Annotated in this window: 23 protein-coding genes and 1 tRNA gene; 7 read left to right on the forward strand and 17 right to left on the reverse strand. The window is 65.0% G+C overall.

The genetic code is table 11. The features are described from left to right. Positions 1-14 precede the first annotated feature (14 nt). Together DOM45_RS19610 and DOM45_RS19615 are read left to right on the forward strand one after the other, a co-directional pair. Complete coding sequence (locus DOM45_RS19610; RefSeq protein ID WP_110603347.1) at positions 15-926, forward strand: sugar nucleotide-binding protein; 912 nt, start codon at positions 15-17, stop codon at positions 924-926. After that, on the forward strand, positions 923-1,681 hold the full coding sequence (locus tag DOM45_RS19615) for a lysophospholipid acyltransferase family protein (protein ID WP_110603348.1): 759 nt from the start codon (positions 923-925) through the stop codon (positions 1,679-1,681). The genes DOM45_RS19610 and DOM45_RS19615 overlap by 4 nt, the downstream gene beginning before the upstream one ends. Positions 1,682-1,752: 71 nt before the next feature. Here the strand turns inward: DOM45_RS19615 and fabB are convergent, their stop codons facing one another. After that, positions 1,753-2,970 carry a beta-ketoacyl-ACP synthase I gene (gene fabB / locus DOM45_RS19620; RefSeq protein ID WP_110603350.1) on the reverse strand — a complete coding sequence of 406 codons (1,218 nt, stop codon included), beginning with the start codon at positions 2,968-2,970 and terminating at the stop codon, positions 1,753-1,755. A 13-nt stretch (positions 2,971-2,983) separates the two neighbouring features. Continuing rightward, complete coding sequence (gene fabA / locus DOM45_RS19625; RefSeq protein WP_110603352.1) at positions 2,984-3,499, reverse strand: 3-hydroxyacyl-[acyl-carrier-protein] dehydratase FabA; 516 nt, start codon at positions 3,497-3,499, stop codon at positions 2,984-2,986. A gap of 232 nt (positions 3,500-3,731) precedes the next feature. Here fabA and DOM45_RS19630 point away from each other — a divergent pair, with 232 nt between their 5' ends. Continuing rightward, positions 3,732-5,567, forward strand: a complete 1,836-nt coding sequence (locus tag DOM45_RS19630) for a putative bifunctional diguanylate cyclase/phosphodiesterase (RefSeq protein WP_110603354.1) — start codon at positions 3,732-3,734, stop codon at positions 5,565-5,567. Here DOM45_RS19630 and DOM45_RS19635 read toward each other — a convergent pair. The 8 genes from DOM45_RS19635 to DOM45_RS19670 form a co-directional block, all read right to left on the reverse strand. After that, positions 5,558-6,091, reverse strand: coding sequence for a DUF2878 domain-containing protein (locus DOM45_RS19635; protein ID WP_110603356.1), 534 nt, complete (start codon positions 6,089-6,091; stop codon positions 5,558-5,560). The genes DOM45_RS19630 and DOM45_RS19635 overlap by 10 nt on opposite strands. Before the next feature lie 19 nt (positions 6,092-6,110). Then, a complete protein-coding gene (locus tag DOM45_RS19640; protein ID WP_110603358.1) occupies positions 6,111-7,388 on the reverse strand; it encodes an SAM-dependent methyltransferase in 1,278 nt (425 codons plus the stop codon). Then, positions 7,385-8,155, reverse strand: coding sequence for a DUF1365 domain-containing protein (locus DOM45_RS19645; protein WP_110603360.1), 771 nt, complete (start codon positions 8,153-8,155; stop codon positions 7,385-7,387). The genes DOM45_RS19640 and DOM45_RS19645 overlap by 4 nt, the downstream gene beginning before the upstream one ends. After that, a complete protein-coding gene (locus tag DOM45_RS19650) occupies positions 8,146-9,474 on the reverse strand; it encodes an NAD(P)/FAD-dependent oxidoreductase (protein WP_110603362.1) in 1,329 nt (442 codons plus the stop codon). Before DOM45_RS19650 ends, DOM45_RS19645 begins: the two co-directional genes overlap by 10 nt. Beyond that, complete coding sequence (locus DOM45_RS19655) at positions 9,471-10,259, reverse strand: SDR family NAD(P)-dependent oxidoreductase (protein ID WP_110603363.1); 789 nt, start codon at positions 10,257-10,259, stop codon at positions 9,471-9,473. The genes DOM45_RS19650 and DOM45_RS19655 overlap by 4 nt, the downstream gene beginning before the upstream one ends. A gap of 54 nt (positions 10,260-10,313) precedes the next feature. Continuing rightward, a complete protein-coding gene (locus DOM45_RS19660) occupies positions 10,314-10,754 on the reverse strand; it encodes a nuclear transport factor 2 family protein (protein WP_110603365.1) in 441 nt (146 codons plus the stop codon). A 38-nt stretch (positions 10,755-10,792) separates the two neighbouring features. Then, a complete protein-coding gene (phrB, locus tag DOM45_RS19665) occupies positions 10,793-12,229 on the reverse strand; it encodes a deoxyribodipyrimidine photo-lyase (RefSeq protein WP_110603367.1) in 1,437 nt (478 codons plus the stop codon). A 126-nt stretch (positions 12,230-12,355) separates the two neighbouring features. Next, positions 12,356-13,273: a MerR family transcriptional regulator gene (locus DOM45_RS19670; RefSeq protein WP_110603368.1), complete on the reverse strand. Its 918-nt coding sequence runs from the start codon at positions 13,271-13,273 to the stop codon at positions 12,356-12,358. Positions 13,274-14,084: 811 nt separating this feature from the next. Between DOM45_RS19670 and DOM45_RS19675 the strand changes: the two genes are divergently transcribed. Continuing rightward, positions 14,085-14,990, forward strand: coding sequence for a TIGR01777 family oxidoreductase (locus DOM45_RS19675; protein ID WP_110603370.1), 906 nt, complete (start codon positions 14,085-14,087; stop codon positions 14,988-14,990). Between the two features lie 49 nt (positions 14,991-15,039). On the opposite strand, the gene rapA is transcribed toward DOM45_RS19675, so the two are convergent. Then, positions 15,040-17,991 (reverse strand): RNA polymerase-associated protein RapA, encoded by a 2,952-nt coding sequence (rapA, locus tag DOM45_RS19680; RefSeq protein ID WP_110603372.1) that lies wholly within the window; start codon positions 17,989-17,991, stop codon positions 15,040-15,042. A 154-nt stretch (positions 17,992-18,145) separates the two neighbouring features. Here rapA and DOM45_RS19685 point away from each other — a divergent pair, with 154 nt between their 5' ends. Continuing rightward, positions 18,146-18,373 carry a hypothetical protein gene (locus tag DOM45_RS19685; protein ID WP_110603374.1) on the forward strand — a complete coding sequence of 76 codons (228 nt, stop codon included), beginning with the start codon at positions 18,146-18,148 and terminating at the stop codon, positions 18,371-18,373. Between the two features lie 52 nt (positions 18,374-18,425). Here DOM45_RS19685 and DOM45_RS19690 read toward each other — a convergent pair whose 3' ends face one another. The 6 genes from DOM45_RS19690 to ispB all read right to left on the reverse strand — a co-directional run bounded on the left by DOM45_RS19690 (position 18,426) and on the right by ispB (position 23,023). Next, positions 18,426-19,244: a metal ABC transporter permease gene (locus tag DOM45_RS19690; protein ID WP_110603376.1), complete on the reverse strand. Its 819-nt coding sequence runs from the start codon at positions 19,242-19,244 to the stop codon at positions 18,426-18,428. A 133-nt stretch (positions 19,245-19,377) separates the two neighbouring features. Next, complete coding sequence (locus tag DOM45_RS19695) at positions 19,378-20,160, reverse strand: molybdopterin-binding protein (RefSeq protein ID WP_110603378.1); 783 nt, start codon at positions 20,158-20,160, stop codon at positions 19,378-19,380. Beyond that, on the reverse strand, positions 20,147-20,995 hold the full coding sequence (locus DOM45_RS19700) for a cytochrome b/b6 domain-containing protein (RefSeq protein WP_110603380.1): 849 nt from the start codon (positions 20,993-20,995) through the stop codon (positions 20,147-20,149). The genes DOM45_RS19695 and DOM45_RS19700 overlap by 14 nt, the downstream gene beginning before the upstream one ends. Positions 20,996-21,163: 168 nt before the next feature. After that, positions 21,164-21,505, reverse strand: a complete 342-nt coding sequence (locus DOM45_RS19705) for a hypothetical protein (protein ID WP_110603381.1) — start codon at positions 21,503-21,505, stop codon at positions 21,164-21,166. 374 nt (positions 21,506-21,879) lie between these two features. After that, positions 21,880-21,956, reverse strand: a tRNA-Pro gene (locus tag DOM45_RS19710). 92 nt (positions 21,957-22,048) lie between these two features. Further along, entirely contained in the window at positions 22,049-23,023 is a 975-nt protein-coding gene (gene ispB / locus DOM45_RS19715; RefSeq protein WP_110603383.1) for an octaprenyl diphosphate synthase, read from the reverse strand. A gap of 333 nt (positions 23,024-23,356) precedes the next feature. Between ispB and rplU the strand changes: the two genes are divergently transcribed. Together rplU and rpmA are read left to right on the forward strand one after the other, a co-directional pair. Beyond that, a complete protein-coding gene (rplU, locus tag DOM45_RS19720) occupies positions 23,357-23,668 on the forward strand; it encodes a 50S ribosomal protein L21 (RefSeq protein WP_110603385.1) in 312 nt (103 codons plus the stop codon). 32 nt (positions 23,669-23,700) lie between these two features. Further along, entirely contained in the window at positions 23,701-23,958 is a 258-nt protein-coding gene (gene rpmA / locus DOM45_RS19725; protein ID WP_110603387.1) for a 50S ribosomal protein L27, read from the forward strand. Positions 23,959-24,003: the final 45 nt, after the last annotated feature.

A 24,003-nucleotide genomic window follows, 5' to 3' on the forward strand; every position in this document is an offset into this window, starting at 1 on the left:
TCCGAGGTGCCATCGTGAAGTGTTTGGTGTTGCAGGCGGAGCACTGCCTGAGCCGGGCGTTGCACGCCATCTCCGCGCAGCGGGGTGATATCGACTATGTCTCGTGGCCGGCGGGAGATGCCGAGGCACTGGCGGTGGTCGAGCCCGATGTCGTGATCGTGCCGCCGCTGGCGGATCCGGGGCGCTGCGAGCCGGCGGTGGTCTACTCCCATGCCGACCGGGTGGAGGCGTTGCTGGCGGCGTGCCGGGCAAGGCAGATTCCACTGGTCTGGTGTGTCTCCGATGCGCTGTACGAGGATGGCGCCGACGTCCCCATCGACGAGGATGTCCTGCCCCGACCGCGGGATGAGGCGATGCGCCGTCTGGTCGCCGTCGGCGAGCTCGTGCGCCGCCATCCCCGGCATCTGATATGGCGACTGGGGCCGCTGTTCGGGCGCGAGGGCGAGGACGCCTGGCTGAGCGAACTGATCGACGCGCTGATGCGTGGCGAGTCGGTCAGGGCGGCCAGGGACCTGGTGGTGTGCCCGACCTCCGTCGTGGCCGTGGCCCGCGCCCTGACGGGCGTGTTGCTGCAGCTCGAGAGTGGTGCCAACGCCTGGGGCACCTATCATCTCTGCGGCACGGAGCCGGTCAGCGTCTTCACCTTCTGCTCGGTGGTACGGACGCAGTTGGAGACGCGGCTGGCGGGGGTGGGAGAGTCGCCGACGCTGGGAAGACTGGAGGGGCTCGACCAGCATCATGATACGCCGCTGCGGCGCGTACTCAATTGTCGTCGGCTACTCGATGTCTTCGGCATCCATCAGAAGTCCTGGCGCCTGGAGCTAGGGCTGATGCTGGATGCGTGGTGTCAGGAGCGCTATCCCGCTCACGATGAGGTCGACACAGGCGATCAACGTCGCAGCAGAGAGGAAGCGGCCGACACATGAAAGTCTTTCGTAGCATCATCTTCTATATCGGTTACTTCCTGGCAATCCTGGTCTCGGGATTGCTGATGCTGCCGGTGGGCTTTGCCTTGCCGATACGCTCGCGCTTTAGGCTGTTCAACTGGCACAACCGTTTCATCGTCGGCTGGCTCGCCATCACCTGTGGCATCCGCTATCAGGTGACCGGGCGGGAGCACGTGCCGGAAGGGCCCTGTGTGGTGCTGGCCAACCATCAAAGCGAGTGGGAAACCGTCTACCTGCAACTGCTCAAGACGCCGATCTGCACCGTGCTCAAGAAAGAGCTGCTCAACATCCCACTGTTCGGCTGGGGGGTGCGACTGCTGCGGCCGATTCCGTTGGATCGCTCGAAGCCGTCGGCCGCCATGCGCCAGGTGCTCTCCCACGGCAAGCAGCGCCTGGAGGAGGGGTTGTCGGTGCTGATCTTCCCCGAGGGGACCCGGGTTCCGCCTGGGCAGCGACGCCGTTTCAACAAGAGCGGCGCGGTCATCGCCTGCCGCACCGGCGTGCCGGTACTGCCGGTGGCGCACAATGCCGGCGAGCGATGGGGACGGCACTGGGTCAAGCAGCCGGGCGTGCTCCACGTCGTGGTGGGTGAGCCGATCGAGACGGTGGGGCGCAAGCCCGAAGAGGTGATGGCCGAGATGGAGGCGTGGATCGAGAGCGCCCTGAACGAGATTTCCGAGGTGCCGCGCCCGGCCTCGCCGGACAAGGCCGCACCGGCGGAGCTGCCCTCCTGAAACCGTGAATCCGGCCATGAAAAAGGCGCCCCGCGGGGCGCCTTTTTCGTCGACGACGAGCGCGCCGACGGTCAGCTCTCGTAGCGATCCAGCACCAGACAGGCGTTGGTGCCGCCGAAGCCGAAGCTGTTGGAGAGCACGCGCCGGATGTCGACGTCTTCACGACGCTGACGGACGATGTCGAATCCACTGGCCTGTTCGTCGAGCGTATCGATATTGGCCGAGGCGCAGATGAAGCGGTTCTCCATCATCAGCAACGAGTAGATCGCTTCCTGAACGCCGGTGGCGCCCAGCGAGTGACCGGTCAGCGATTTGGTCGAACTCATCGCCGGCGTGCTGTCGCCGAAGACCTCACGGATCGCCTTGAGTTCGGCGACATCGCCCACCGGCGTCGAGGTACCGTGGGTATTGACGTAGTCGACCTTGCCTTCCAGCCCGGCGAGCGCCTGACGCATGCAGCGTGCCGCGCCTTCGCCGGAGGGGGCGACCATGTCGTGACCGTCGGATGTCGCGCCGTACCCGGTGACCTCTGCGTAGATCCTGGCGCCGCGTGCCTTGGCGTGCTCGAGCTCCTCGATCACCAGCATGCCGCCCCCGCCTGCGATGATGAATCCATCGCGATCCACGTCGTAGGGGCGCGAGGCCTTTTCCGGGGTGTCGTTGTAGTGCGTGGTCAATGCGCCCATGGCATCGAACAGGCACGACAGCGTCCAGTGCTCCTCTTCGCCACCGCCGGCGAATACGACATCCTGCTTGCCGAGCTGGATCTGCTCGACGGCGCTGCCGATACAGTGCGCCGAGGTGGCGCAGGCGGAGGAGATGGAGTAGTTGACACCCTTGATCTTGAACGGTGTCGCCAGGCAGGCGGAAACCGTGCTGCCCATGGTCCGGGTCACTCGATAGGGGCCGACGCGACGCAGCCCCTTCTCTCGCATCACATCGGCCGCTTCGACCTGGTTGGCGCTGGACGCGCCGCCGGAGCCGGCGATCAGGCCGGTGCGAGGATTGGAGATGTCGCTGGCGTCGAGTCCGGCATCGTCGATCGCCTGCTGCATGGCGATATAGGCATAGGCCGCCGCGTCTCCCATGAAGCGCAGCTGCTTGCGATCGACGAGAGACTCGATGTCGATGTCGACGACACCGGCGACCTGGCTACGAAAGCCGAGTTCGGCATACTCCGGCTTGAAGCGAATGCCGGAACGCCCCTGGCGCAGAGAGTCGAGCACCTGTTGGGCGTCGTTGCCCAGACAGGAAACGATACCCAGGCCGGTGACTACCACTCGTTTCATGGAAGCCTCCCGCTCAGAATTTCTCAGTGTTAGTGAACAGACCGACGCGCAAGTCCTTGGCCTGGTAGATATCCTGGCCATCGACCGACAGCGTGCCGTCAGCGATGCCCAGCACCAGGCGGCGCGTGATCACGCGCTTGATCTCGATATGATACGAAACCTGACCGGCGCTCGGCAGGATCTGCCCGGAGAACTTGACCTCGCCGCAGCCCAATGCCCGGCCGCGACCGGGGTTCCCCAGCCAGCCGAGATGAAAACCCACCAGCTGCCACATGGCGTCCAGGCCCAGGCAGCCCGGCATCACCGGATCGCCCGGGAAATGGCACTGGAAGAACCACAGGTCGGGATGGATATCCAGCTCGGCGATGATCTCGCCCTTGTGGTACTTGCCGCCATCCTCGTTGATCTGCGTGATGCGGTCGAGCATCAGCATGTTGGGCGCTGGCAGTTGGGCGTTGCCGGGGCCGAACAGTTCCCCCCGGCTGCATCTCAGCAGATCGTCTTGGCTGAAAGAGTGCTGTCTGGTCACTGGATCGTTCCGAGAATCGAAGAAGAGTTTGCCTCGTCATCCCGAGGCGCGGCCAGTCTAAAGGCTGCGGACACCGAATGCACGCCGGCCAAAGCCTAGTCTCGTGCGAACCATGGTGCAATGGGCCCCGCGGCGCTTGCCCTGGCGATCGTCGCCGGGGCATGATGCGGGACGGGAACGGAATCTATCCGATAGCCGCCAGGCAAACCATAACGACGATAAACGACATCTTATGTGGCCTTCCTTCACGCTGAATCGACCGCTGACCTGGTTGGGCCTAGCGGCACTGGCTGCCGCTAGTGTATTGCCGTTGCTGACGCTGCGGCTGGTGGCGTTGGCGCTGGTCATGGTGGGGGTCGCCGACGTCTGGCGCCAGACCCGGCTGGAGCACCAGCGTCGCCGCCTCAGCGAGCAGGCCCTCGAGCTGTCGCCGGATGGCGTGATGATCACCGACACCGCCAACCGCATCGTCACCGTCAATCCCGCCTTTACCCAGATCACGGGCTATACCCCCGAGGAGGTTCGCGGGCTCAACCCCTCCTCGCTCTCCTCCGGGCGCCACGACAAGGCCTTCTACGATCGCTACTGGCAGACGCTGAAGACCACCGGTCGCTGGGAAGGCGAGGTCTGGAACCAGCGCAAGCATGGCGACCAGTACCCCGAGTGGCTGCGGGTCCAGGCTTGCCACGATCGCAAGGGACGGGTCTCCCATTATGTCGGCCTGTTCACCGATATCAGCCGGCACAAGGCTCGCGAACAGGACCTGCGTCGCATCGGCTTCGAGGATCCGTTGACCGGCCTGCCCAACCGGCGGCGCCTGCACGATCTGCTGGCCTCGCGCCTGCGCCACTTGCGGGCGGGAGAAGGTCTGGACCTGGCGCTGGTCGATATCGATGCCTTCAAGGCGATCAACGACAGTCTCGGCGTCGATAGCGGGGATCGCCTGCTGTCGCGCTTCGGCCAGCGCCTGGCGGCGCAGGTGGCCGGTGGTATCGTCGGGCGGCTGGGGGGTGATGAGTTCATGGTCATCCGCACCACCACCTTCGACGACCACGAGAAGTGGGTCGCCAGCCTGCGTCATCACCTGAGCGAACCCTTCGAGATCGACGACAACTCGCTGCACCTGGGCTTGACCATCGGCAGCTGTCGCGCCCCCGAGGATGGCAACGATCCCAACGTCCTGTTCCAGCGGCTCGAGTCCGCCCTCTACAGCGCCAAGCGACACGGGCGCAACCATGACCGGCGTTTCCGCCCCTCTCTGGAAGTCGAGTCGGACCGCCACCTGATCATCCTCAACGAACTGCGCCAGGCCCTGGCCCAGGGGGCGCAGCTCGAGCTCTACTACCAGACCCAGCATCGTCTCGACGATGGCGGCATGGTGGGGATGGAGGCGTTGTTGCGCTGGCACCATCCCGAACATGGGCTGATCCTGCCCAACGAGTTCATTCCGCTGGCCGAGCGCCACGGACTGATGCCCGCGCTGGGCAGTTGGGTCATCGAGCAGGCCGTGGCGCAACTGGCGACCTGGCGAAGCCAGGGGCTGAGCGTGCTGCCCGTCTGGGTCAATCTGTCGGCGCTGCAACTGATTCAGGGCGACCTCGAAGCCCACTTGATTTCGACACTGAACCAGTACCGGGTGCCGGCGCGACTGCTCGGCCTCGAACTGACCGAGTCGGTGCTGCTCGACGAGCGCGCTGGCGACATTTCGCCGCGGCTGGAAGCGCTGCGGCGTGAAGGGCTGCAGATCGCCATCGACGATTTCGGTACCGGCTACTCGTCGATGGCCTACCTCAAGCGTCTGCCGGTCGACAAGCTCAAGCTCGACCGGGAGTTCATTCGTGCGCTGCCCCACGACCACGCCGATGCGGCGATCACCTCGGCGGTGCTGGCGATGGCACAGGGGTTGAATCTGGATGTCATTGCCGAGGGGGTGGAAACCGCCGAGCAGCGCGATTTCCTGCTGGCGAGAGGGTGTCGCCATGTCCAAGGGTATCTCTACGCGCGGCCGCAGCCCGCCGGCGAGGTCGAAACGCGACTGCGCCAATCGGTCACCAGCGTCTACTCCTGATCGGCGTCGTCCCGACTCGACCCGATTGCCCGTCTGCGGTGCCCGGACGCTCGCCGTCTGCCGAGATACTGCGCCAGGCCCGCGCAGAGACCGGCCCAGACAATTGCCTCGATAGCGAGCGCCCAGGGGCGAATCTCGACCCCGGCCAGCGCCGCCCCCGAGAGATAGCTCAATGGTCCGCCCAGGGCGCCGCAGGCGATAGCCAGCACCCGGTAGCGCCACAGCCAGGCCAGGCAGTGATGAAGTGTGGTGGCGAAGAGCGGCCAGAGCGCCCATAGCCAGAGGGGAAGACTCCCTTCCATCTCGATGCCGCCGGCGGCGACCAGGCCGCCGTCGACGACGATGCCGGCCAGCAGCAACCCCAGCCACCAGCGCCACTCCCCCGGCCGCGCCAGCCAGCGCCAGTGGACCAGAAGGATGAGTGGGGTCGCGACGAGGGCCCAGGGCGAGCCGCCGAGCACGCAGAGGAACCAGCCGCCCTGGAACAGCAGGGCGTTGACGGCGAGCGCCCCACCGCGGGTCATGACCCTCATCGGCCGGCGGCTACACGCTGCCGGTGAGCGGTGCGCGCCTGGCTCCCGGTTTGGCCAGCAGCAGATGACTGGTGCCGATGGTTCGTTCCAGGAAGCCACCTTCGCAGTAGCAGAGGTAGTAGCGCCACATGCGAATGAAGCGCTCGTCGTAGCCCAGCGCACGCACCTTGTCGAGACGGGATTCGAAGCGCAGGCGCCATTCCCGCAGCGTGCGGGCGTAGTGCAGTCCGATCTCGTCCAGGTCGAGCAGGTTGAGCTGGGTGTGCCGGCTCAATCCGTTGAGCATCGCCGTATGGGAAGGCAGGAAGCCGCCCGGGAAGATATAGCGCTTGATGAAGTCCATCTCGCGCTTGGCGGTTTCGAAACGCTGGTCGCGAATGGTGATGCACTGGAGCAGCGCCAGGCCGTCCGGCTTCAGCAGTCGGTCGATGCAGGCGAAGTAAGTGCCCAGGTACTGATGGCCGACGGCTTCCACCATCTCCACCGAGACCACCCGATCGAAGCGACCCTCCAGATCCCGGTAATCGTCCTTCAGCAGGGTGACCCGGTCCGCCAGTCCGGCCTCGCGGACGCGTTCGGCGGTAAAGGCGTACTGCTCTTCCGAGATGGTGGTGGTGGTGACGCGGCAACCTCTCGTCCTGGCGGCGTGGATCGCCAGTCCGCCCCACCCGGTGCCGATCTCCAGCAGATGGTGGTGCGGCTCGATCGCGAGCTTGTCGAGAATGAGATCGAGCTTGTGTGTCGACGCCTCTTCCAGCGTGGCCTCGGCGCGTGGAAACACCGCGCTCGAGTACATCCAGTGCTCCCGATCCAGGAATGTCGCGAACAGCTCGTTGCCCAGGTCGTAATGGGCCGCGATATGGCGCCGAGAGCGCCGCGTGGTATTGCGCTGGAGGGCGTGAAGCGCCGTCAAGGCCCAGCGGCGCAGGCGTGCGGTGCCGTTTTCCATGCCATCGTTGACGCGCTCGATGTTGCGCGCGAACAGACGCACCAGACCGACCAGATCGTCGACCTCCCAGGCGCCATCCATATAGGCTTCCGCGACGCCGACGGTGCCGCCCAGGGCGAAGCGGCGCCACACGTTCGGATCATGGATGGTGATGTCGACATGGACCGTCGATGAGCCAGTATCGCCACGCCCCAGGTGGTGGACGCTATCTCGTTCGCGCAGCGTCAGCCTGCCGCCCTCCAGGTCGTCCAGCGCCCTGAGCATGCGGAGGCGCAGCCAGCGTGACAGCCTCGGTGCGTCCGCGGCGGGGTGAGTGGAGGGTGATCGGGCGGCTGTCATGACGAAGTCTCCCGTCCGGGATGGTCGTGGATCGGCGTGCGCTTGAGCCAGAGTCTGAGCGCCTGCCAGTGAATGGTGACGATGGTCTTGAGCGTCATGCCGGGATGCTTGATCAACTCCATCACCAGCGCGCCTCGCGTCGCTGGCTTGAGCGTGAGTGTCAGCGTGGCATCGAAATGGCGCGCGTCCTGATGCCATGTCTCCATGTGCATCAGCAGACGTGCTTCCGGCGAGTTGAAGCGCCAGTGGTAACGCATTTGCATCGGATTGAAGGGCGAGACGTGCAAGCGCTTGTCGAATGCGGCCTGCTGCGTGTGGCGCGTCGGATCGACCCGGCAGGCGTAGACCTGGCGCTCGCGCCATGGCGTGTTGGTGACTTCACCGAGAACCGCCTGAAGCCTCTCCTCGTCATCGTAGGCGTAATAGAGCGTCAACGGATTGAACAGCATGCCGAACAGCCGGACCTGGCTGAGCATGCGGATCGGGCCGGTCGGAGCGCTGCCCAGTTCCTCCCTGAGGCGCGCCCGGACAGCGTCGGAGAGCGGCAGGTCATGCGGCGCCAGATAGTCCTCGCGACGAAAGCGGGCCAGCGCGCCACGCCGAGTGCCGAAACCTGGCGTTCGCGCCAGCAGCGCCGGCAGCTCATCGAGATCCAGCCACAGCATCCACACGCGATAATCGAAGGCGTGCCAGCGCGGCAGGAAGCGCCGGTGGCGCAGATGGCCCACGGCGAGACGACTGCGGGGACAGGCATCGTTCAATGGCATGGTGTCCCTTCCTGGTGATCTGCCGCGGGCGCTGTCGCTGCGGGTGACGGTCGGCTGCCGTCGATCGTTTCGACCACGCGCAGCGCGCTCCACACGCCATCTTCGTGGAAACCGTTGCGCCAGTAGGCGCCGCAGAAATGGGTGCGTCGGGAAGCGCCGGATATCTCGCCGTGGCGAGCCTGGGCCTGCTGCGCGGCGAGCGTGAACTGAGGATGGGCGTACTCGTAGCGGCCCAGCACGCGGGCCGGGTCGATGTTCTGCTCATCGTTGAGCGTCACGCAGAAGGTGGTGTCGCTTTTCAACCGCTGGAGAATGTTCATGTTGTAGGTGACGGGCACGCACGCCTCTGCATCGCGGCCGTCGAGGCGATAGTTCCAGCTCGCCCAGGCCCGGCGGCGGCGCGGCAACATGCCGGTGTCAGTGTGCAGCACGACACTGTTGCGACGGTAACCGATGGCTCCCAGCACCTCCCGCTCGGCGCGACTCGCCTGAGGGCCCAGGATGGATAGCGCCTGGTCGCTGTGGCAGGCGAGCACGACCTGGTCGAAATGCCGTTCACCGGCCGTCGTGTGGAGGCTGATGCCGTCATCGTCCCGGACCAGGCCGAGGATGGGGGTCGAGAGATGGATGCGTTCGCGATAGGGCTCGGTAAGCGGGGCGATGTAGGCCCGCGAGCCTCCCATGATGGTGTGCCACTGGGGGCGGTCGGTCAGCGACAGCAGACCGTGATGATGGAAGAAACGCACGAAGAAGCGGGCCGGGAAGTCGCGCATGCCGGCTTCGCTGGCGGACCAGATGGCGCCACCCATGGGCAAAAGGTAGCGACGCTGGAAATCTTCACCGTAATCCTCGCCGGCCAGATAGTCACCCAGGATCAGTGACGGCGACAGGCGGTCGGCCAGGAAATCGCCGGTCGCCCGGCGGTTGAAACGGACGATGTCGTTGAGCAGGCGGTAGAAGCGCGGGCGCAACAGGTTGCGGCGCTGGGCGAACAGGCTGGTCAGGGTGTGGCCGTTGTACTCGAAGTCGCGATCGCTCTCGTGGACCGAGAAGCTCATCTCCGTCGCCTGGCCCGGGACGCCCAGCGAGGCCATTAGCGCCTCGAAAAGCGGATAGGTGCGATCGTTGTAGACGATGAAGCCGGTATCGATCGCGTGGCGTTCGGTACCGGTATCGATATCGAAGGTCGCGGTATGGCCACCCAGTCGTGAGTCGGCCTCGAACAGAGAGACCTGATGGCGACGGGAGAGATAGTGGGCGGCGGTCATGCCGGCGATGCCGCTGCCGACCACGGCGATCCGCTGCGGGGGCTGGGTCATGCCGACTCTCCCCGGCGGCGGTTGGCGATGCGCAGGCCGAAGCGGCGCCGCAGTGCCGGCGGGAGGATGCCCAGCGCCTTGACCAGAAACGTGAAGCGACGTGGAAAGTGGATATCCAGCCGACCTCGCTCGAGACCGTCGATGATGTAGTCGGCGGCCTGTTCCACCTCGATCTGCATCGGCATCGAGAAGTCGTTGCGCTCGGTCAGCGGTGTCTTGACGAAACCCGGATGGATCACGCTGACGTCGATCGACTCGGCGTCGAGGTCGAGGCGCAGGGATTCGAGGAAATGGGATATCGCGGCCTTGGAGGCGCCGTAGGCTTCCGCTCGCGGCAGCGGCAGATAGGCGGCCGCGCTGGAAACGCCCGCCAGCAGCGGTCGTCGTTCGCCGCCCCTGGCTTGCCGCAGCAAGGGTAGCGCAGCATCGATGGCATGGAGTGTGCCGTGGAAGTTGGTCGCGAACACTCTACCGACCAGCTCGACATCGAAGCGGGCGACATCCAGGTATTCACAGGTGCCGGCATTGAGCAGGGCGATATCGAGACCCCCGAAAGCATCGTCGATGGCGTTGCCGGCGCGACGCGTGGCGTCACGGTCGGTGAGATCGGCCGGTACCACCAGCGCATTGTCATAGCCCTCCGCCAACTGTTGCAGCGCCTCTTTCCGGCGCGCGGTCAATGCGACGCGATGACCGTCGGCGAGCAGCCGCTTGGCCAGGGCTTCGCCGATGCCCGAAGTCGCCCCCGTCAGCCAGATCCGTCGGGTTCCCGAGAGACTCGCCATGCCCCTTCCTCTTTGGTTTGAAAAAACCGATCGCCTGTCGTGGTGGCCGATGCTTCAGAGCCGCTTCTTGACGCCCTTGACCATCCATCCCACCACGGGCAGGTGTTCGTAGAGCATGGCCCCGACGTCGAAGTAATCGCGATGACGGCAGACCCGTTGACCCTGCCACTGCAGGTGGGAGCAGCCAGCCACGCTGATGTTACGTCCGCCACGCAACCTTGGATGCGCCAACTCCATGGTCCAGGTCAAAAAACTGGTGGCACCGAGAAGCTGGCGGTCATGGAATTCGAAATGGCAGTGACGGACGCCTTCCATCAGATCGGCGTAATAGGCCATCAGGTTGTCGCGGCCGACGTGGCGATGCAGGGGGTCGGCGAAATCGACATCGTCGCTGTAGCACTCTTCGAGGGCGGGCAAGCCGCTGGACGTCAGGGGCTGGAAGAGGGTGCAGAAATGTGTCAACGATTCGATGGTGGGCGCGTCGGATGCTGTCATTGGAGGCTTCCTGAATCGTGATTGGCGTCGTGTCGGTATCAGCCTAGATTCTTGAACGCTTCGAGCGCCCGCTCTCTGGCGAACTTGTGGTCGACGATGGCCGGGGGATAGCCTGTCTTGTGGCGCTGTTCCGCGCTGGGTTCGTGGCGATTCTTGGCCGGCAGATCGGCCAGCTCCGGAAGCCATTGGGCGATGAATGTCGCCTCCGGATCGAAGCGCCGCGACTGCGTCGTCGGGTTGAAGATCCGGAAGTAGGGCGAAGCATCGGTACCGGTCGATGCGGCCCACTGCCAGCCGCCGTTGTTGGAAGCGAAGTCGCCATCCACCAGATGCTCCATGAAGAAGGCCTCGCCCCGCCGCCAGTCGAGCAGCAGGTGCTTGCTCAGGAACATCGCCGTCACCATGCGCAGCCGGTTGTGCATCCAGCCGGTGGCGACCAGTTGGCGCATCGCGGCATCGACCAGCGGAAAGCCGGTACGGCCTTCGCACCACGCTGCGAAATCCTTGTCGCTGTGGCGCCAGTTCAACTTGTCGGTCTCGAGCTTGAAGGGCCGGTGGCGACAGACGCGGGGAAAACCGACCGCGATATGCTGATAGAACTCGCGCCAGACCAGTTCATTGGTCCAGCTCGCCAGGCCGGCGTCCCCATCGGCCAGGTGGCCACCGTTGTTGGCCATCACCGCTTGCAGGCACTGGCGGTGAGAGATCATGCCGGTAGCGAGATAGGCGGAGAGCTCACTGGTACCGGCAATGGCGGGAAAATCGCGATCGTCGTTGTAGCGGCGCGCCCGCTGCCGCAAAAAATCGGCCAGACGATCGGCGGCCGCTTCCTGGCCAGCCGGCCAGGGCGCCTCCTGGATCTTCGACGGTTGAGGGGGGACGATGTCGGAGCGGTCCCGCTCGGCGAGCGCCGGAATCCGGTCACTGGCGATGTCCAGCCTGGCCTGACGCCGGGGCGTGTCGCGCAGCGCCAGTTGATCGGCACCGACGCGCTGATGCCAGGCCCTGGAGAACGGCGTGAAGACCTTGTAGTACTCATTTTGTCCGGTCAGCAGTTCGCCTGGCTCGAAGGCGATGTGATCGGTGTAGTCGAAGAGGGCCAGACCCGCCTGGGTGAACTCGTCGGTCACCCTTTCGTCACGGCGCTGCTCGTCGAGGGGGTACTCACGATTGAAATGAAGCGCCTGGGCGTCGATTCGACGAGCCGCCTCCAGCAGTGTCCCGGGGGCGGCATCGAAATCATCGATATCGCGATACAGCAGCGGAATGTTGAGCGCTTTCAACTTCTCCGCCAGCGCGATGACGCCACGATGCAGAAACGATATCTTGTTGGCGCCATGGCCATGGCTTCGCCACTGTTGCCTGCAGGCAAGATAGATGCCGACCACGGGTCCTTTCATGGCCGCCGCGCTCAACGCCGTGTGATCGAGAGTCCTGAGGTCATTGCGGAACCAGACCAGTTGCGTCGCTGACATGGGCACTTCCCTGTTACCGGTAAATGAACGGCGCATCCATGCGCCGTGTGCTGCCTGCCCGCGTGGCAATGGCACTGCCACCCCCGGTACCGGTCATGTCGGCGAGCTCTCGGCCGGCGCTACCAGTCAGGTGCGGGAGTCGATCATCGCTCGCATCCGACTCAACGCCTGGCTCATGTCTTCGCCGAGCACGGCGACGGCGGTGTTCTCGAGGTCGCTGGCGCGAATGCGGGCAACCGGGCCCACCAGGCACACCGGTGCCTCGCACTGTTCCGCCAGACGCGGCAGCTGGCGGCGGATGACGTCGCTGCGCTCGGCGTGGCCGCTGGCAAGCAGGAGCGCTTCGGTGTCGAGGCGTTCGACGGCGAGCGGGAACTCGCTCAACGGCATCTCCCCATCGATCAACTGAACGCGATAGCCCGAGGCCGACGCCGCCAGACCCATCAACAGTGACCAGAATCCGCTATCGTCATCCGGCAGCCGCGCTACCAATACCGTGCCTGCGTTGCTCAACTGGTTGGCATGGTAGATTCGCGTCCCGATGCGGGTACGCAGGAAGGACTCCAGCAGGCGGCGCTGCAGTGTGGCGCCGTACTGCTCTCCCCAGCGCTCCTCGAGCTGGGAAACGACGGGCTGCCACAGCTCGGCGATGCACAGGCCGACCGGGTAGAGCGACAGACTCTGATTGAACAGCACTTCCAGTCGGCCGGTGTCCAGCGCTTCGACGGCCTGAATCACATGCTGGCGCTGACTGGCCCAATCTCCCATCTGGGGAGCGGGCGTCTCCACGGTCTCCGGCTGGTCGAGCAGCTCGCGCACCTGACTGACCGGGACGCCCCGGTTGAGCCACTGCAGAATGCGCTCGACGCGCTCGATGTCGTTGCGTCCGTAGAGGCGGTGGCCCTTCGGCGTGCGCTGGGGACGGATCAAGCCGTAGCGCCGTTCCCAGGCGCGCAACGTGACGGAGTTGACTCCAGTGAGTCGCGATACTTCACGAATCGGGTAGAGCGGCGCGGCACTGGAATCCATTGCCTGATAAGTCATGCAAGTCCTCCCATGAGGTCTCTGCGTGCGCCGTCTCGTCGAATTGGTTGGTCCATATCAATATAGCGAGTCATCATCGCGGGCTAGAGCGGTCCAGAACATCGGCGCGGTCATCTATCGGGGCCGCACCTCATCAATCTGCAGTCGTTTCAACGTGCCATGATGCCCTGATGCCTTGTCACCGTCACCCTGGTTGGGCGCCGGGCGCCACGCAGCCGATGACTTCGACGAGTCGTGACGAGACGATGGATGTCGTCTCGATGCTCCAAGGATGGGTGAAGATGTTGTACGGTTCAAGTGTTTTGTACAACATCGATGCAATGCACAGCGGCTGACCGAAGCGATGCTCGCGATTCGGCGGTGGCGATGAACGCAGGTGGCTGGGCGACCGAGTCGGGTCATCCCAGACAAACCGGGTGTCGTCTCGCGACCTCCTCGATCTGACCCGGGGCCTAGCCCGCGGGTGCCCGCCAGCCGCGGTGAACGGTGGCAGGGATCAGGTCCGGGTGACGCCCTGGCCGGCCAGGGCGGCGGCTCTCGCTTCGGGGGCGTTTCGAGGCAGGACTCGCTCGTCTCCCTGGAGGCGAGCGCGATGAGGGGCGACCCATGCCTGGAGCTCCTGCCCTGGCGACTCGAAGGGCGCTCGTCAGTGGGTGTCGCTGGTACGGCGTGGCGGAAGCGTCGTGGCGGATGAGGTAGGGCCGCTTCCAGTCCGGTAGGGGAGCAGATCGGCGTCGACGAGCGCGTGTAGGCGTCCCGGCTGCTAACCTGTGAATATTGTACAACTTTGATATGACCGGGAGTAACGACCATGCGCTTGTTGATCACGGGTGGCACGGGGTTCGTCGGACGACGGTTGATCGAGCGGGCCCTGGTGGCCGGCCATGAGGTGATGGTGGTCTCCCGAGACCCCGAGCGGGCCCGCCAGCGGCTTCCCCATGACGTTTGCATAGGCGACGATGCCACGGATTTCGCATCTTCCTCGCCGGAGGCCATCGTCAATCTGGCCGGCGAACCGATCGCAGACCGGCGCTGGAGCGATCCTCAGAAGACGCGCCTGGTCGAATCGCGGCGACACGCCACGCGGGATGTCGTTGCGCTGTGCGAGCATCTGGCGCAGCAAGGACAGGCGCCGCGGGTGCTCGTTTCCGGTTCGGCCATGGGGTTCTACGGCGATCAGGGCGACCGCGAGGTGACCGAGGAAACCCCGCCCCACGACGAGTTCGCCCATCGCCTGTGTCGGGCCTGGGAAGCGGAAGCCGTCAAGGCCGAAGCGTTCGGGGTGAGAGTCGCCTGCCTGCGCACCGGGCTGGTGCTGGATGCCGGCGGCGGCACGCTGGCCAAGATGATGCCGGCGTTCAAGGCAGGGTTGGGCGGACGTCTCGGCAGCGGGCGGCAGTACATGCCGTGGATCCATCGGGAGGATCTGGTCGGCGCGATCGAATTCCTGCTCGAGGAATCCGCGTTGAGCGGGGCTTTCAACGGCTCGGCGCCCAACCCGGTGACCAATGCCGAATTCACCCGTGCCATGGGGCGCCATCTGCATCGCCCCGCAGCGCTATGCGTTCCCGCGCCGCTCCTGAAGCTCGGGCTGGGAGAGATGTCCCGACTGCTGCTGACCGGCGCCTGCATGCTGCCGCGACGGTTGCAGGAAGCCGGTTTCACCTTCCGCTATCCCACCCTGGACGAGGCGCTGGCGGCCATCGTTTCCCGCTGACCGGCGGGTGGCGATTGCCGCTTTCCTGGCAGGGCGTCGCGGGCGCCGACTAGCGCGCATCCTTGTCGACGGTGACGATCACGCGCACCGCATCGAGACGCAGCGTTGCGCTCTCGATGACGGTGTCGAGTGCGTGCCGCTCGTCGCTCATCGCCCGTAGCTCATCGTCGCGGATGGCGCCGTTGTGTCGCGCCAGTGCCTTGAGCCGCGAGAGTTCCAGGTCCAGCGTTTCCCGCATCTCCCGCTGGGCGCGCTCGACCAGCGTCGGCAACTCGCGTCGTGCTTCCCGCTCCCCCTCTGCCAGCAGTTCCCGGAGCTGATCGTGGCGCGACTTCAGCAGCTCCCTGGCAACGCCTTTCTTGACCCGCTGGAGGTTGCGGGAGAGTCCGCTGAACGTGACCTTGTCCGACAGGTTGGTACCGCTCTCGTCGAGCAGAACGCGGATCCCGGTATCCGGCAGGAAGCGTCCCAGCTGCAGTCTGCGCGGCGCCGGGCAGTGGGTGCGATAGATCAGCTCGAGCATCAGTCTGCCGCCGGGGATGCTGGGGTGCTTGAGCAGGGCGAGCGCGGTGTTGCCGAGGCTGGAGTCGAGCACGCGCTCCATCACGGTCATGACCAGCGGGTGTTCCCAGGAAAGACGCTGGATATCGTCGCGTGCCAGCGCTCTGGTCCGCGAGTAGGTGACGGTAAATCCCTCGTCGCCCTGGGCCAGACCGGGAAGGCTGTCGATCATGTGTGACCCCGGGGCGAGATGCATCAGCCCATTGCCGAGATCCCGCCCATCGACGCCGAATACATCCAGCGCCTGGTCGACGTAGCGCGGCAGGGCACTGTCGTTGTCCTGCTCCACGACCGTGCTGATCACCGCGTCGGCCCGCTCGGGGCGGCAGGCATTCCACTCCAGCAGGCGGTTGCGACCGGCTTCGCGCTCGGCGAGGCGGGCGTCGTTGAAGGCGCGAGTCTCCTCGATCAGGGAGTCCAGGCCGTTACTCTCTTCATGACCGTCGTCGAGGCTTTCGCGCAGGGCGTCGCCGAAGGCCTCGAGCACGTCACCGCCCGCGGCGTGCGGGGCCTCGAATGCAGCGAGTCCATCCCGGTACCAGCGCAGCAACACCTCGGAGGGGCTGCCGTCGATCACCGGAACATGGATATCGATGGGGTGCAGCTGGCCGATACGGTCGAGCCGTCCGATGCGCTGCTCGAGGAGATCGGGATGCCACGGCAGATCGAACATCACCAAGTGGTGGCAGAACTGGAAGTTACGCCCCTCCGAGCCGATCTCCGAGCAGATCAGCAGTTGGCAGCCGCTATCGTCGTCGGCGAAAGCGGCTGCCGCGCGGTCGCGCTCGACCAGACTCATCTCTTCATGGAAGACCGGCGCCTGGATGCCTGCTCGCACTCGCATCGCCTCGGCCAGATTCACCGCGGTCTGACGTCGATGGGCGATCACCAGGACTTTCTGCTGGCTGCCCAGTGTTTCGACCTGGTCGATCAGCCATTCGACCCTGGGGTCGAACTGCCACCATGGCGTGTCGGCGTGGATCGCGTCATCGTGCAGGGCGCGGTATGCCGCTTCGGGATAGAGGCGAGCGTCGTGGGTGTCCAGATCGGCAGCGGTCAGGCGGGCGGCAAAATGGTCATTGCCCTCGCGCAGCTCCTGAAACTGTTCACGGTAGGCCGCGGGCATCGGCAGCGACGCGACATGGAGGTGACGCTCGGGGAACCCTCCCACATGACGCCGACTGTTGCGGAACATGACGCGACCGGTGCCATGGCGATCCAGTAGCTGTTCGCGTAGCTGGCGTCGGGCGCTCTGCTGCTGATCGATATCGCTTTCGGGATTCAGCAACGTTTCGAGCAGCGCGCGGCTGTCGCCGTCGTCGATGATGGCACCGATGCGATCGCGTGCGGCGGCGTCTCCCGGTAGCTGCTCGAGGGCCTCGATCGCCGCCGCCACGGCCGTGTAACCAGCCTCCTCTTCACGGAAACGCTCCAGATCGTGATAGCGGTCCGGGTCGAGCAGACGCAGTCGGGCGAAATGGCTCTCCAGCCCCATCTGTTCCGGCGTCGCGGTCAGCAGCAGAAGGCCCGCGATACGCGCCGAGAGCCTCTCGATGCAGGCATACCCTGGCCCTTCCGCCTGCGGCGACCAGTCGAGGTGATGCGCCTCGTCGACGATCAGCAGGTCCCACTGGCACTCCTCGACCTGGCGTTGCCGGTGGGGGTTGGCGAACAGCCACTCCTGGCTGGCCAGGATGCACTGGCCGCTCTCGAACGGGTTCTCTTCGTCGAACGCCTCGCTCTGGGCTTCGTCGAGCAGGGTGACCGACAGCGAGAAGCGGCGCAGCAATTCGATCAACCACTGATGCGTCAGGCTGGAGGGCACCAGGATCAGGGCGCGATCGACGCGACCGGTCAACAACAGACGATGCAGGATCAAGCCCGCTTCGATGGTCTTGCCCAACCCGACCTCGTCGGCGAGCAACACCCGCGGCGCGTGACGCCGTGACACCTCGTCGGCGATATACAGCTGGTGGGGGATCAGATCGATACGGGGGCCCGCGAGCCCCAGCGCCGGACTGCGAGCGATGCGCTGGTGGTGATGCAGCGAGCGGTAGCGCAATTCGAACCAGTCGTTGCGATCGACCTGCCCGGTCAGCAGGCGGTCCTGGGCCTGGTGGAAACGCATGCTGTCGGAGAGCTTGGCTTCGCTGAGCGACACGGTCTCGCCGTCGTCGGTCTGGCCATGATAGATCACGCACCCATCGCGCTCCTCGACGTGCTCGACGGCCAGTTGTCCGCCGTCGGCGGTATCGATGCGATCGCCAGGCCCGAATACGACCCGGGTCAGGGGGGCTTGGCGGGCGCTGTAGGTGCGGGTTTCCTGACTGGCGGTGAATAGCACGGTAACGCTGCGTGCATCGACGGTGAGGATGGTGCCGAGTCCGAGCTCGGTTTCGCCGTCGCTGATCCAACGCTGGCCGGGAGAGAAGTCGCTCATGGTGCCTCGGTCGTGTGTACGCTGCGGGAACGGATCGAATGGGCGACGCATTCTAGCCTAAACCGGGGGCGGCCTTAAGCACTGAAGGATTCGGCATGCCAGGTCAACGGCGTTACACTGCGCCGGCGTCCATTCCGGGGCTTGAGGAGAAGGCATGGCGGGGACAAGTCAACGGGACGGCCTGCGGCGAATGGCCATCGCCAGCCAGGCGACGGGCTTCATCCTGATCATCACGCTGGAAACCGTGCTGGGGGATGAGGCGAGACCGTGGCAGGGCGTGACGCTTGCCGCCATGCTGGTGGCTGCCGGGTGGCTGGCGCTGGTGAGGCGCTATCGGCGCAACAGGGAACGTCGCCGGCAGGAGAGGCGCGACGACGTCTGAGCGAGTCTCGTCAGCGGCCAGGCGGGAAGGCGTGGCCGGCTGCGGCAGCGGTTTACATCGGAGGCACGGTACCATCGAGCCCGACGATGACCACTTTGGCCTCGATCGGATCCTGGGTGATGTCTCCGGCGACGAAGACCGCCGCATCCTGCTTGAGATCGTCCCTGGAGCCCTTGCTGACCTTCACGGTGGGAACATCGCTCGGCACGCGGATCTGCTTGCTGCCATCACCATAGTCGACGGTCAGCGTCATCATGCCGTCTTCGTCGGCGGCACGGTTCACGGTGCCATTGGTCATGGTCGAACTACTAGAGGCCCCGCCCATCTTGCCACCGCCGTCGGTGGCGCTGACGGTGCCGTTGGTCATGGTCGAGCCGCTGGAGGTTCCACCCATCTTGTCACCACCGTCGGTGGAACTGACGGTGCCATTGGTCATGGTCGAGCCACTGCCGCTGCCGCCCAGTTTTTCACCGCCGGATCCGCCCTCGGTGGCGCCACGTGGCATGTCCCAGGGGTAGTCGCCCTCGCCGGTGCCTTTCATCGATTCCGGGAAGATCACCATCTCCAGCGCTTTCGCCGGCTGCCCGTCCTCGCCGGGCATATTGGCGGTGCCGATGAACGTTCCCTCTTCTATTTCGTCGAGGCTACTCTTGCTGACGGCGGCGAGTCGGGTGTCGTCGCCGATTGTCACCCGATGGCTGCTGCCATCGGTGAGGGACTCGACGGTGATGCCGTCGTCGTCGACGGCCGTGATGGTGCCGCGCAGATGGTTGGGGGTGTCCTGCGCTGCGAGGGCACTGGCGGCGAAACAGCCGACGGTCAGGCCGAACAGCGCCAGGCGAAGCGCGCGAGTGGCGTGGATAGCTGGCATGAGAATCCTTCTCCTTGCGAATCGTGGGGCGGCCATCGGGCTAAGTTTTCTGAAAAAGCCGCTATCTCGAGTTCAGTCGATCGCGCGGGATTGTCAAGCATCGCCCCGGCGGGGCACGACGGTATCGCCGCCCTCAGATGCCGGCATACCAGGTATAGCCTCGGTCCTCCCAGTAGCCGCCCGCGCCTCCCGCGATGGACTCGAAGCTCTCGACCAACGTGATCGAGGAGAGATACTTCGCCATCTTGTACCCTAGCTGGCGCTCCGCGCGCAGTCGCAGCGGTGCGCCGTTGGCGATGGGTAGCGGCTCGTCGTTGAGCGAGTAGGCAAGTATCGTCTGCGGATGACGCGCCTCGCTCAGATCCAGGCTCTCGTAGTAATAGTCCTCGCCGCCCAACTGATCCATGCAGTGGAAGACCACGTAGCGGGCCCGAGGCCCGACGCCGGCGCGGTCGAGCAGGTCGGCCAGCACCGGGCCGCGCCACTGGCCGATGGCGCTCCAGCCCTCGACGCAGTCGTGGCGCGTGATCTGGGTCCTGGCCGGTAGCGCCTGCAGCGCATCCAGCGATAGCGACAGCGGGTTGTCTACCATGCCGCCGATCTCCAGGCGCCAGTCGCGAAACCGGTTGGCGGCAAGTTCCCGATAGCGTGGTGCCTGCGGGTCGGTGGAGCCGTTGGGGCGAAAGGTCTCGTCGATCATCGAGGCCGGGTACTCCGGCGCCAGGCCGCGCTCCCCGGCCAGGAAGCGTTGCACGCGCAGGTTCAGCCGCTCGGCCAGACCCAGGGTTTCCACCACGCGGTCGTTACCTGACAGTCGATCGCAGCCGGCCAGCCCCAGCGTGGCGGCGCCCAACGTCATCCGCTGCAGGAAGCGCCTTCGCGGCAGCCCGCGGGAGCCGGTATCACGGTGTTTCATGACGATCTCCTCGAACCGTGTCGGTGGCGCCGGATTGACGCCTGCCACCGGTGACCATGTCGCGGACCTGGCGAATCGGGCCGCTGAGTATCACCATCAGCAGGTGGATCGCCACGAACGCCACCAGCGAGCCGGCGACGATGAAGTGGATCGAGCGTGCGCTCTGGCGGCCACCGAAGAGATCGAGCAGCCAGGGAGCGGCAGCGTTGAGAGTGGGCGACATGCACAGGCCGGTCAGGATCATCAGCGGCAGGGCGACGAACAGCACGCCGAGATAGCTGAGTTTCTGCAGCCCGTTGTAGTGCCCGTGAGCCGTGTGGAAGCGCAGGCGGAGATGATCGAGGATATCGCGGCCCAGGCCGCGCCACTGCGCCGCCGGCAGCCAGAGATCCCGTTTCAGGTGGCCACTGAACAGGGCGTAGAGAGCGAAGATCGCGCCAGCGCCGGCGAACAGCCAGGCAAAGAAGAAATGCCAGAGTCGTCCCATGGTCAGGTACTGATAGCTCGGCAGGGTCAGCCAGGCGGGGAATCCACGCACGCTGGCCTGATCGCCGTGGCCGGAGTAGCCGAGCACGCCGGTGGTATCGAAGACCCAGGGACCGAGTGCGGTCTGGCCCTGGATCTCGCCGCCGGCGCCGCGGATGGCGTACATCTCCAGCCAGGGATCGGAGAAATCCGAAGCGCTGCCCCAGTAGAGGGCAGGGTGAGCGTTGAATATCTGCAAGCCGCTCATCAGCAGTACGATCAGGCACCAAAGGTTGAACCAGTGCCAGAGCCGGACGGGAAGCCGATGGCGCCGATCCCGGTGCGGCCGGCCTGCGGTATCGTGCGTCATGACATCGTGTCCTCGAGGTCGACGGTCGCTGGCGCCTGCCATGGCGTACCGACAGGCGGGGCGTTCCAAGATGGCCGCTGCGGTGGCGCGGCTCGCTGTGCTTACCTACTCACCCTCTCATCTTCAGGACAATCGCGTCGCGGCTGCGAGGCTTGGGCAGCCCGGCGGCTATTGGGATTCGAGAACCGGCGAGCACTGGTCGAGCGTCTTGTCCAGCTCGGGGGGGCGGCTGTCTTCGCCATCGCCTGGGTCGTAGTTGCGTTGCATCTTGCGGACCTCCGCCGCGGAAAAACGCGCCTGCAGCGCCTTGGTGGCGCATTCGCAGTAGCGCTCGACCTTGGGCCCCTCGATGCCACTGGCGGTGATGTTGGCGCGGCACTGCGCCTGGGACGCCTCGATGGCTTTCGCCGGCCAGGGGGGCGGTGCCTCGCTGTCCTGTGCGCTGACCTGCGCGGCGCCGGCCAAGGCCAGACAGAGCGCGATGGTGGTGGTGCGAAGCCATGTGAACATGAGGATTCTCCTGGCGGGTAGGCCGGTGGCGGACGGGCCCCTTGGCAAGCGCTGGTGGCGAGAGGTGAAGATTCTGCCCGATGCGCGGCGCCTCAAGGCGCCGGCTCTGTCGACTCTGCCCGTGCTACCCGAGCTGGAGTGCCTTGATTTGCTCCAGCCAGTTTCCGGCATCACTCTCCTGTATCACTTTAGGGAGTGTAGACGCGCTTGCCCATGCTTCTTAGGTGGGGCCGGCAGGCTTCGGTGAGCCCCTGGCGCGATCCAAGCCGCAAGGCACTAACGGTTCACTTGGAACCTATTTGGAACCTAGACGAGCGCGCAAAGAAAAACCGCCACGAAGGGATTTCCTAAGTGGCGGTTTTTACGGTGTTTTGTGGTCGGAATAGCAGGATTCGAACCTACGACCTCTGCCTCCCGAAGGCAGCGCTCTACCAAGCTGAGCTATATTCCGATCAAATCGTCGATTCGTGCCGGTTGGGGCTGTTCGACGGAGGTGAATTATACTCATCAAAGGGCGCGGTGCAACCCTGATCGTGCTGCCTTTTAGACGTCCCGCTCGACGGCCACCCGCGTCAGTGTTTCCATGCTGTCGCGATAAGGGCTCGGCGGCAGGATTTTCAGCTGTTCCCGGGCCTTCTCGGCCATCTCCTCGGCGCGACGCTGGGTATAGTCGAGAGCGCCGGTTTCGCGCACGATCGCCAGCACGTCCGCCAGTTGCTCCAGGCCGCCGTCGGTGATCGCCTGACGGATCAGTGCCGACTGCTCCGGCGTTCCTTCGCGCATGGCGTGAATCAGCGGTAGTGTCGGTTTGCCCTCGGCGAGATCGTCGCCCACATTCTTGCCCATGGTGTCGGCGTCGCCCTGATAGTCGAGCAGGTCGTCGATCAACTGGAACGCGAGCCCCAGGTAACGGCCGTAGAGCTTGAGCGCTTGCTCCTGCTCGGCGCTGGCGTCGGCGAGGATGGCGCCGCTGTGGGAAGCCGCCTCGAACAGCATCGCGGTCTTGCCCTGGATGGTATCGAAGTAATCCGACTCTTCGATGTCGGCATTGCCGATGTTGGTCAGTTGCTGGACTTCGCCCTCGGCGATCACGCAGGTGGCGCCGGAGAGTATCTGCATGATCCGCATCGACCCGACCTCGACCATCATCTGGAACGAGCGCGAATAGAGAAAGTCGCCGACCAGCACCGAGGGCGCATTGCCCCAGGTGTCGTTGGCGGTGGCCTTGCCACGCCGCCGGCTGGACTCGTCGACGACGTCGTCGTGCAGCAGTGTGGAGGTGTGCATGAACTCGATCAGGGTCGCCAGGGTGACGTGCTTGTCGCCGGGGTAGTCGAGTGCGCGCGCCGCCAGGAGCACCAGCAACGGACGCAGCCGCTTGCCACCACTTTCGATGATGTACTGGCCGATGGTCTCGACCAGCGGTATTCGCGACGCCAATTGAGCGAGGATCGTGCGATTGACGGCGGCGAAGTCCTCAGCCACCGATGCATGGATGGATGCAGCGTTGGATTGCATGGTCGGCTTGTCAATGAATCGGGTGGGGCCGCTCTGAGTCGGGCCGAGAGAGGCGATGTGAGGGGGTATGCTAGGTGGCGCCTACAGGTGCGTCAACCGACGGAGGCACGGCGACGGGCCCGTTTCGCGCCTTCGCCGACATCGACGGATATTGGCGGCGCAAGGGCTTGCCTGGTTTCGCTGCAATCGTTATAATCCGCCGCCCAACTCATCATGCTCCCTGTCAGATGGTTGCCGGAAGGGGCACCACTCGACGCAGGTCGATGAAAGAGCGATTCGTACCGATGAGCTTGGCCGACGAGCTTCGGCTCCAAAAGCCCTGGAGAAAGAGTTATGTACGCTGTTATCAAGAGCGGCGGTAAGCAATACCGCGTGCAGGAAGGTCAGACACTGAAGCTCGAGAAGCTGGAAGTGCCGACCGGCGAGACCCTGGAGTTCGATCAGGTTCTGCTGGTCGCCGACGGTGACGACATCAAGGTCGGCGCACCGTTGGTCGGCGGCGCCAAGGTGGCCGCTGAAATCGTTTCTCACGGCCGCGGCGACAAGGTTCAAATCATCAAGTTCCGCCGTCGTAAGCATCACATGAAGCGTCAGGGCCACCGTCAGTGGTTCACTGAAGTCAAGATCACCGGAATCTCCGCTTAAGCGGGACATTCCCCCAGAGAGAGGTATTCGCCATGGCTCATAAGAAGGCCGCCGGTAGTACGCGCAACGGTCGCGATTCCGAATCCAAACGCCTGGGTGTCAAGCTGTACGGTGGACAGAAGGCTACGGCCGGTAACATTATCGTCCGTCAGCGCGGCACCAAGTTCCATCCGGGTAGCGGTGTGGGGATCGGCAAGGACCACACCCTGTTCGCACTGAATGACGGCGTCATCAAGTTCGAACAGAAAGGCCCGAGAAACCGCAAGTTCGTGAGTGTAGTCTCCGCCTGAGACATCACGGACCTTGTGTGAAAAGCCCCGCTCAGGCGGGGCTTT

The organism is Salinicola lusitanus (assembly GCF_003206045.1).
GTDB classification, from domain to species: domain Bacteria; phylum Pseudomonadota; class Gammaproteobacteria; order Pseudomonadales; family Halomonadaceae; genus Salinicola; species Salinicola lusitanus.

What these genes read in the sequence shown, in the direction of transcription:
- DOM45_RS19615 (WP_110603348.1), top strand. Translation starts at nt 923, where the DNA reads ATGAAAGTCTTTCGTAGCATCATCTTCTATATCGGTTACTTCCTGGCA.
- fabB (WP_110603350.1), bottom strand. Translation starts at nt 2,970, where the DNA reads ATGAAACGAGTGGTAGTCACCGGCCTGGGTATCGTTTCCTGTCTGGGC.
- DOM45_RS19630 (WP_110603354.1), top strand. Translation starts at nt 3,732, where the DNA reads ATGTGGCCTTCCTTCACGCTGAATCGACCGCTGACCTGGTTGGGCCTA.
- DOM45_RS19635 (WP_110603356.1), bottom strand. Translation starts at nt 6,091, where the DNA reads ATGACCCGCGGTGGGGCGCTCGCCGTCAACGCCCTGCTGTTCCAGGGC.
- DOM45_RS19640 (WP_110603358.1), bottom strand. Translation starts at nt 7,388, where the DNA reads ATGACAGCCGCCCGATCACCCTCCACTCACCCCGCCGCGGACGCACCG.
- DOM45_RS19645 (WP_110603360.1), bottom strand. Translation starts at nt 8,155, where the DNA reads ATGCCATTGAACGATGCCTGTCCCCGCAGTCGTCTCGCCGTGGGCCAT.
- DOM45_RS19650 (WP_110603362.1), bottom strand. Translation starts at nt 9,474, where the DNA reads ATGACCCAGCCCCCGCAGCGGATCGCCGTGGTCGGCAGCGGCATCGCC.
- DOM45_RS19655 (WP_110603363.1), bottom strand. Translation starts at nt 10,259, where the DNA reads ATGGCGAGTCTCTCGGGAACCCGACGGATCTGGCTGACGGGGGCGACT.
- DOM45_RS19660 (WP_110603365.1), bottom strand. Translation starts at nt 10,754, where the DNA reads ATGACAGCATCCGACGCGCCCACCATCGAATCGTTGACACATTTCTGC.
- phrB (WP_110603367.1), bottom strand. Translation starts at nt 12,229, where the DNA reads ATGTCAGCGACGCAACTGGTCTGGTTCCGCAATGACCTCAGGACTCTC.
- DOM45_RS19670 (WP_110603368.1), bottom strand. Translation starts at nt 13,273, where the DNA reads ATGACTTATCAGGCAATGGATTCCAGTGCCGCGCCGCTCTACCCGATT.
- DOM45_RS19675 (WP_110603370.1), top strand. Translation starts at nt 14,085, where the DNA reads ATGCGCTTGTTGATCACGGGTGGCACGGGGTTCGTCGGACGACGGTTG.
- rapA (WP_110603372.1), bottom strand. Translation starts at nt 17,991, where the DNA reads ATGAGCGACTTCTCTCCCGGCCAGCGTTGGATCAGCGACGGCGAAACC.
- DOM45_RS19685 (WP_110603374.1), top strand. Translation starts at nt 18,146, where the DNA reads ATGGCGGGGACAAGTCAACGGGACGGCCTGCGGCGAATGGCCATCGCC.
- DOM45_RS19690 (WP_110603376.1), bottom strand. Translation starts at nt 19,244, where the DNA reads ATGCCAGCTATCCACGCCACTCGCGCGCTTCGCCTGGCGCTGTTCGGC.
- DOM45_RS19695 (WP_110603378.1), bottom strand. Translation starts at nt 20,160, where the DNA reads ATGAAACACCGTGATACCGGCTCCCGCGGGCTGCCGCGAAGGCGCTTC.
- DOM45_RS19700 (WP_110603380.1), bottom strand. Translation starts at nt 20,995, where the DNA reads ATGACGCACGATACCGCAGGCCGGCCGCACCGGGATCGGCGCCATCGG.
- DOM45_RS19705 (WP_110603381.1), bottom strand. Translation starts at nt 21,505, where the DNA reads ATGTTCACATGGCTTCGCACCACCACCATCGCGCTCTGTCTGGCCTTG.
- ispB (WP_110603383.1), bottom strand. Translation starts at nt 23,023, where the DNA reads ATGCAATCCAACGCTGCATCCATCCATGCATCGGTGGCTGAGGACTTC.
- rplU (WP_110603385.1), top strand. Translation starts at nt 23,357, where the DNA reads ATGTACGCTGTTATCAAGAGCGGCGGTAAGCAATACCGCGTGCAGGAA.
- rpmA (WP_110603387.1), top strand. Translation starts at nt 23,701, where the DNA reads ATGGCTCATAAGAAGGCCGCCGGTAGTACGCGCAACGGTCGCGATTCC.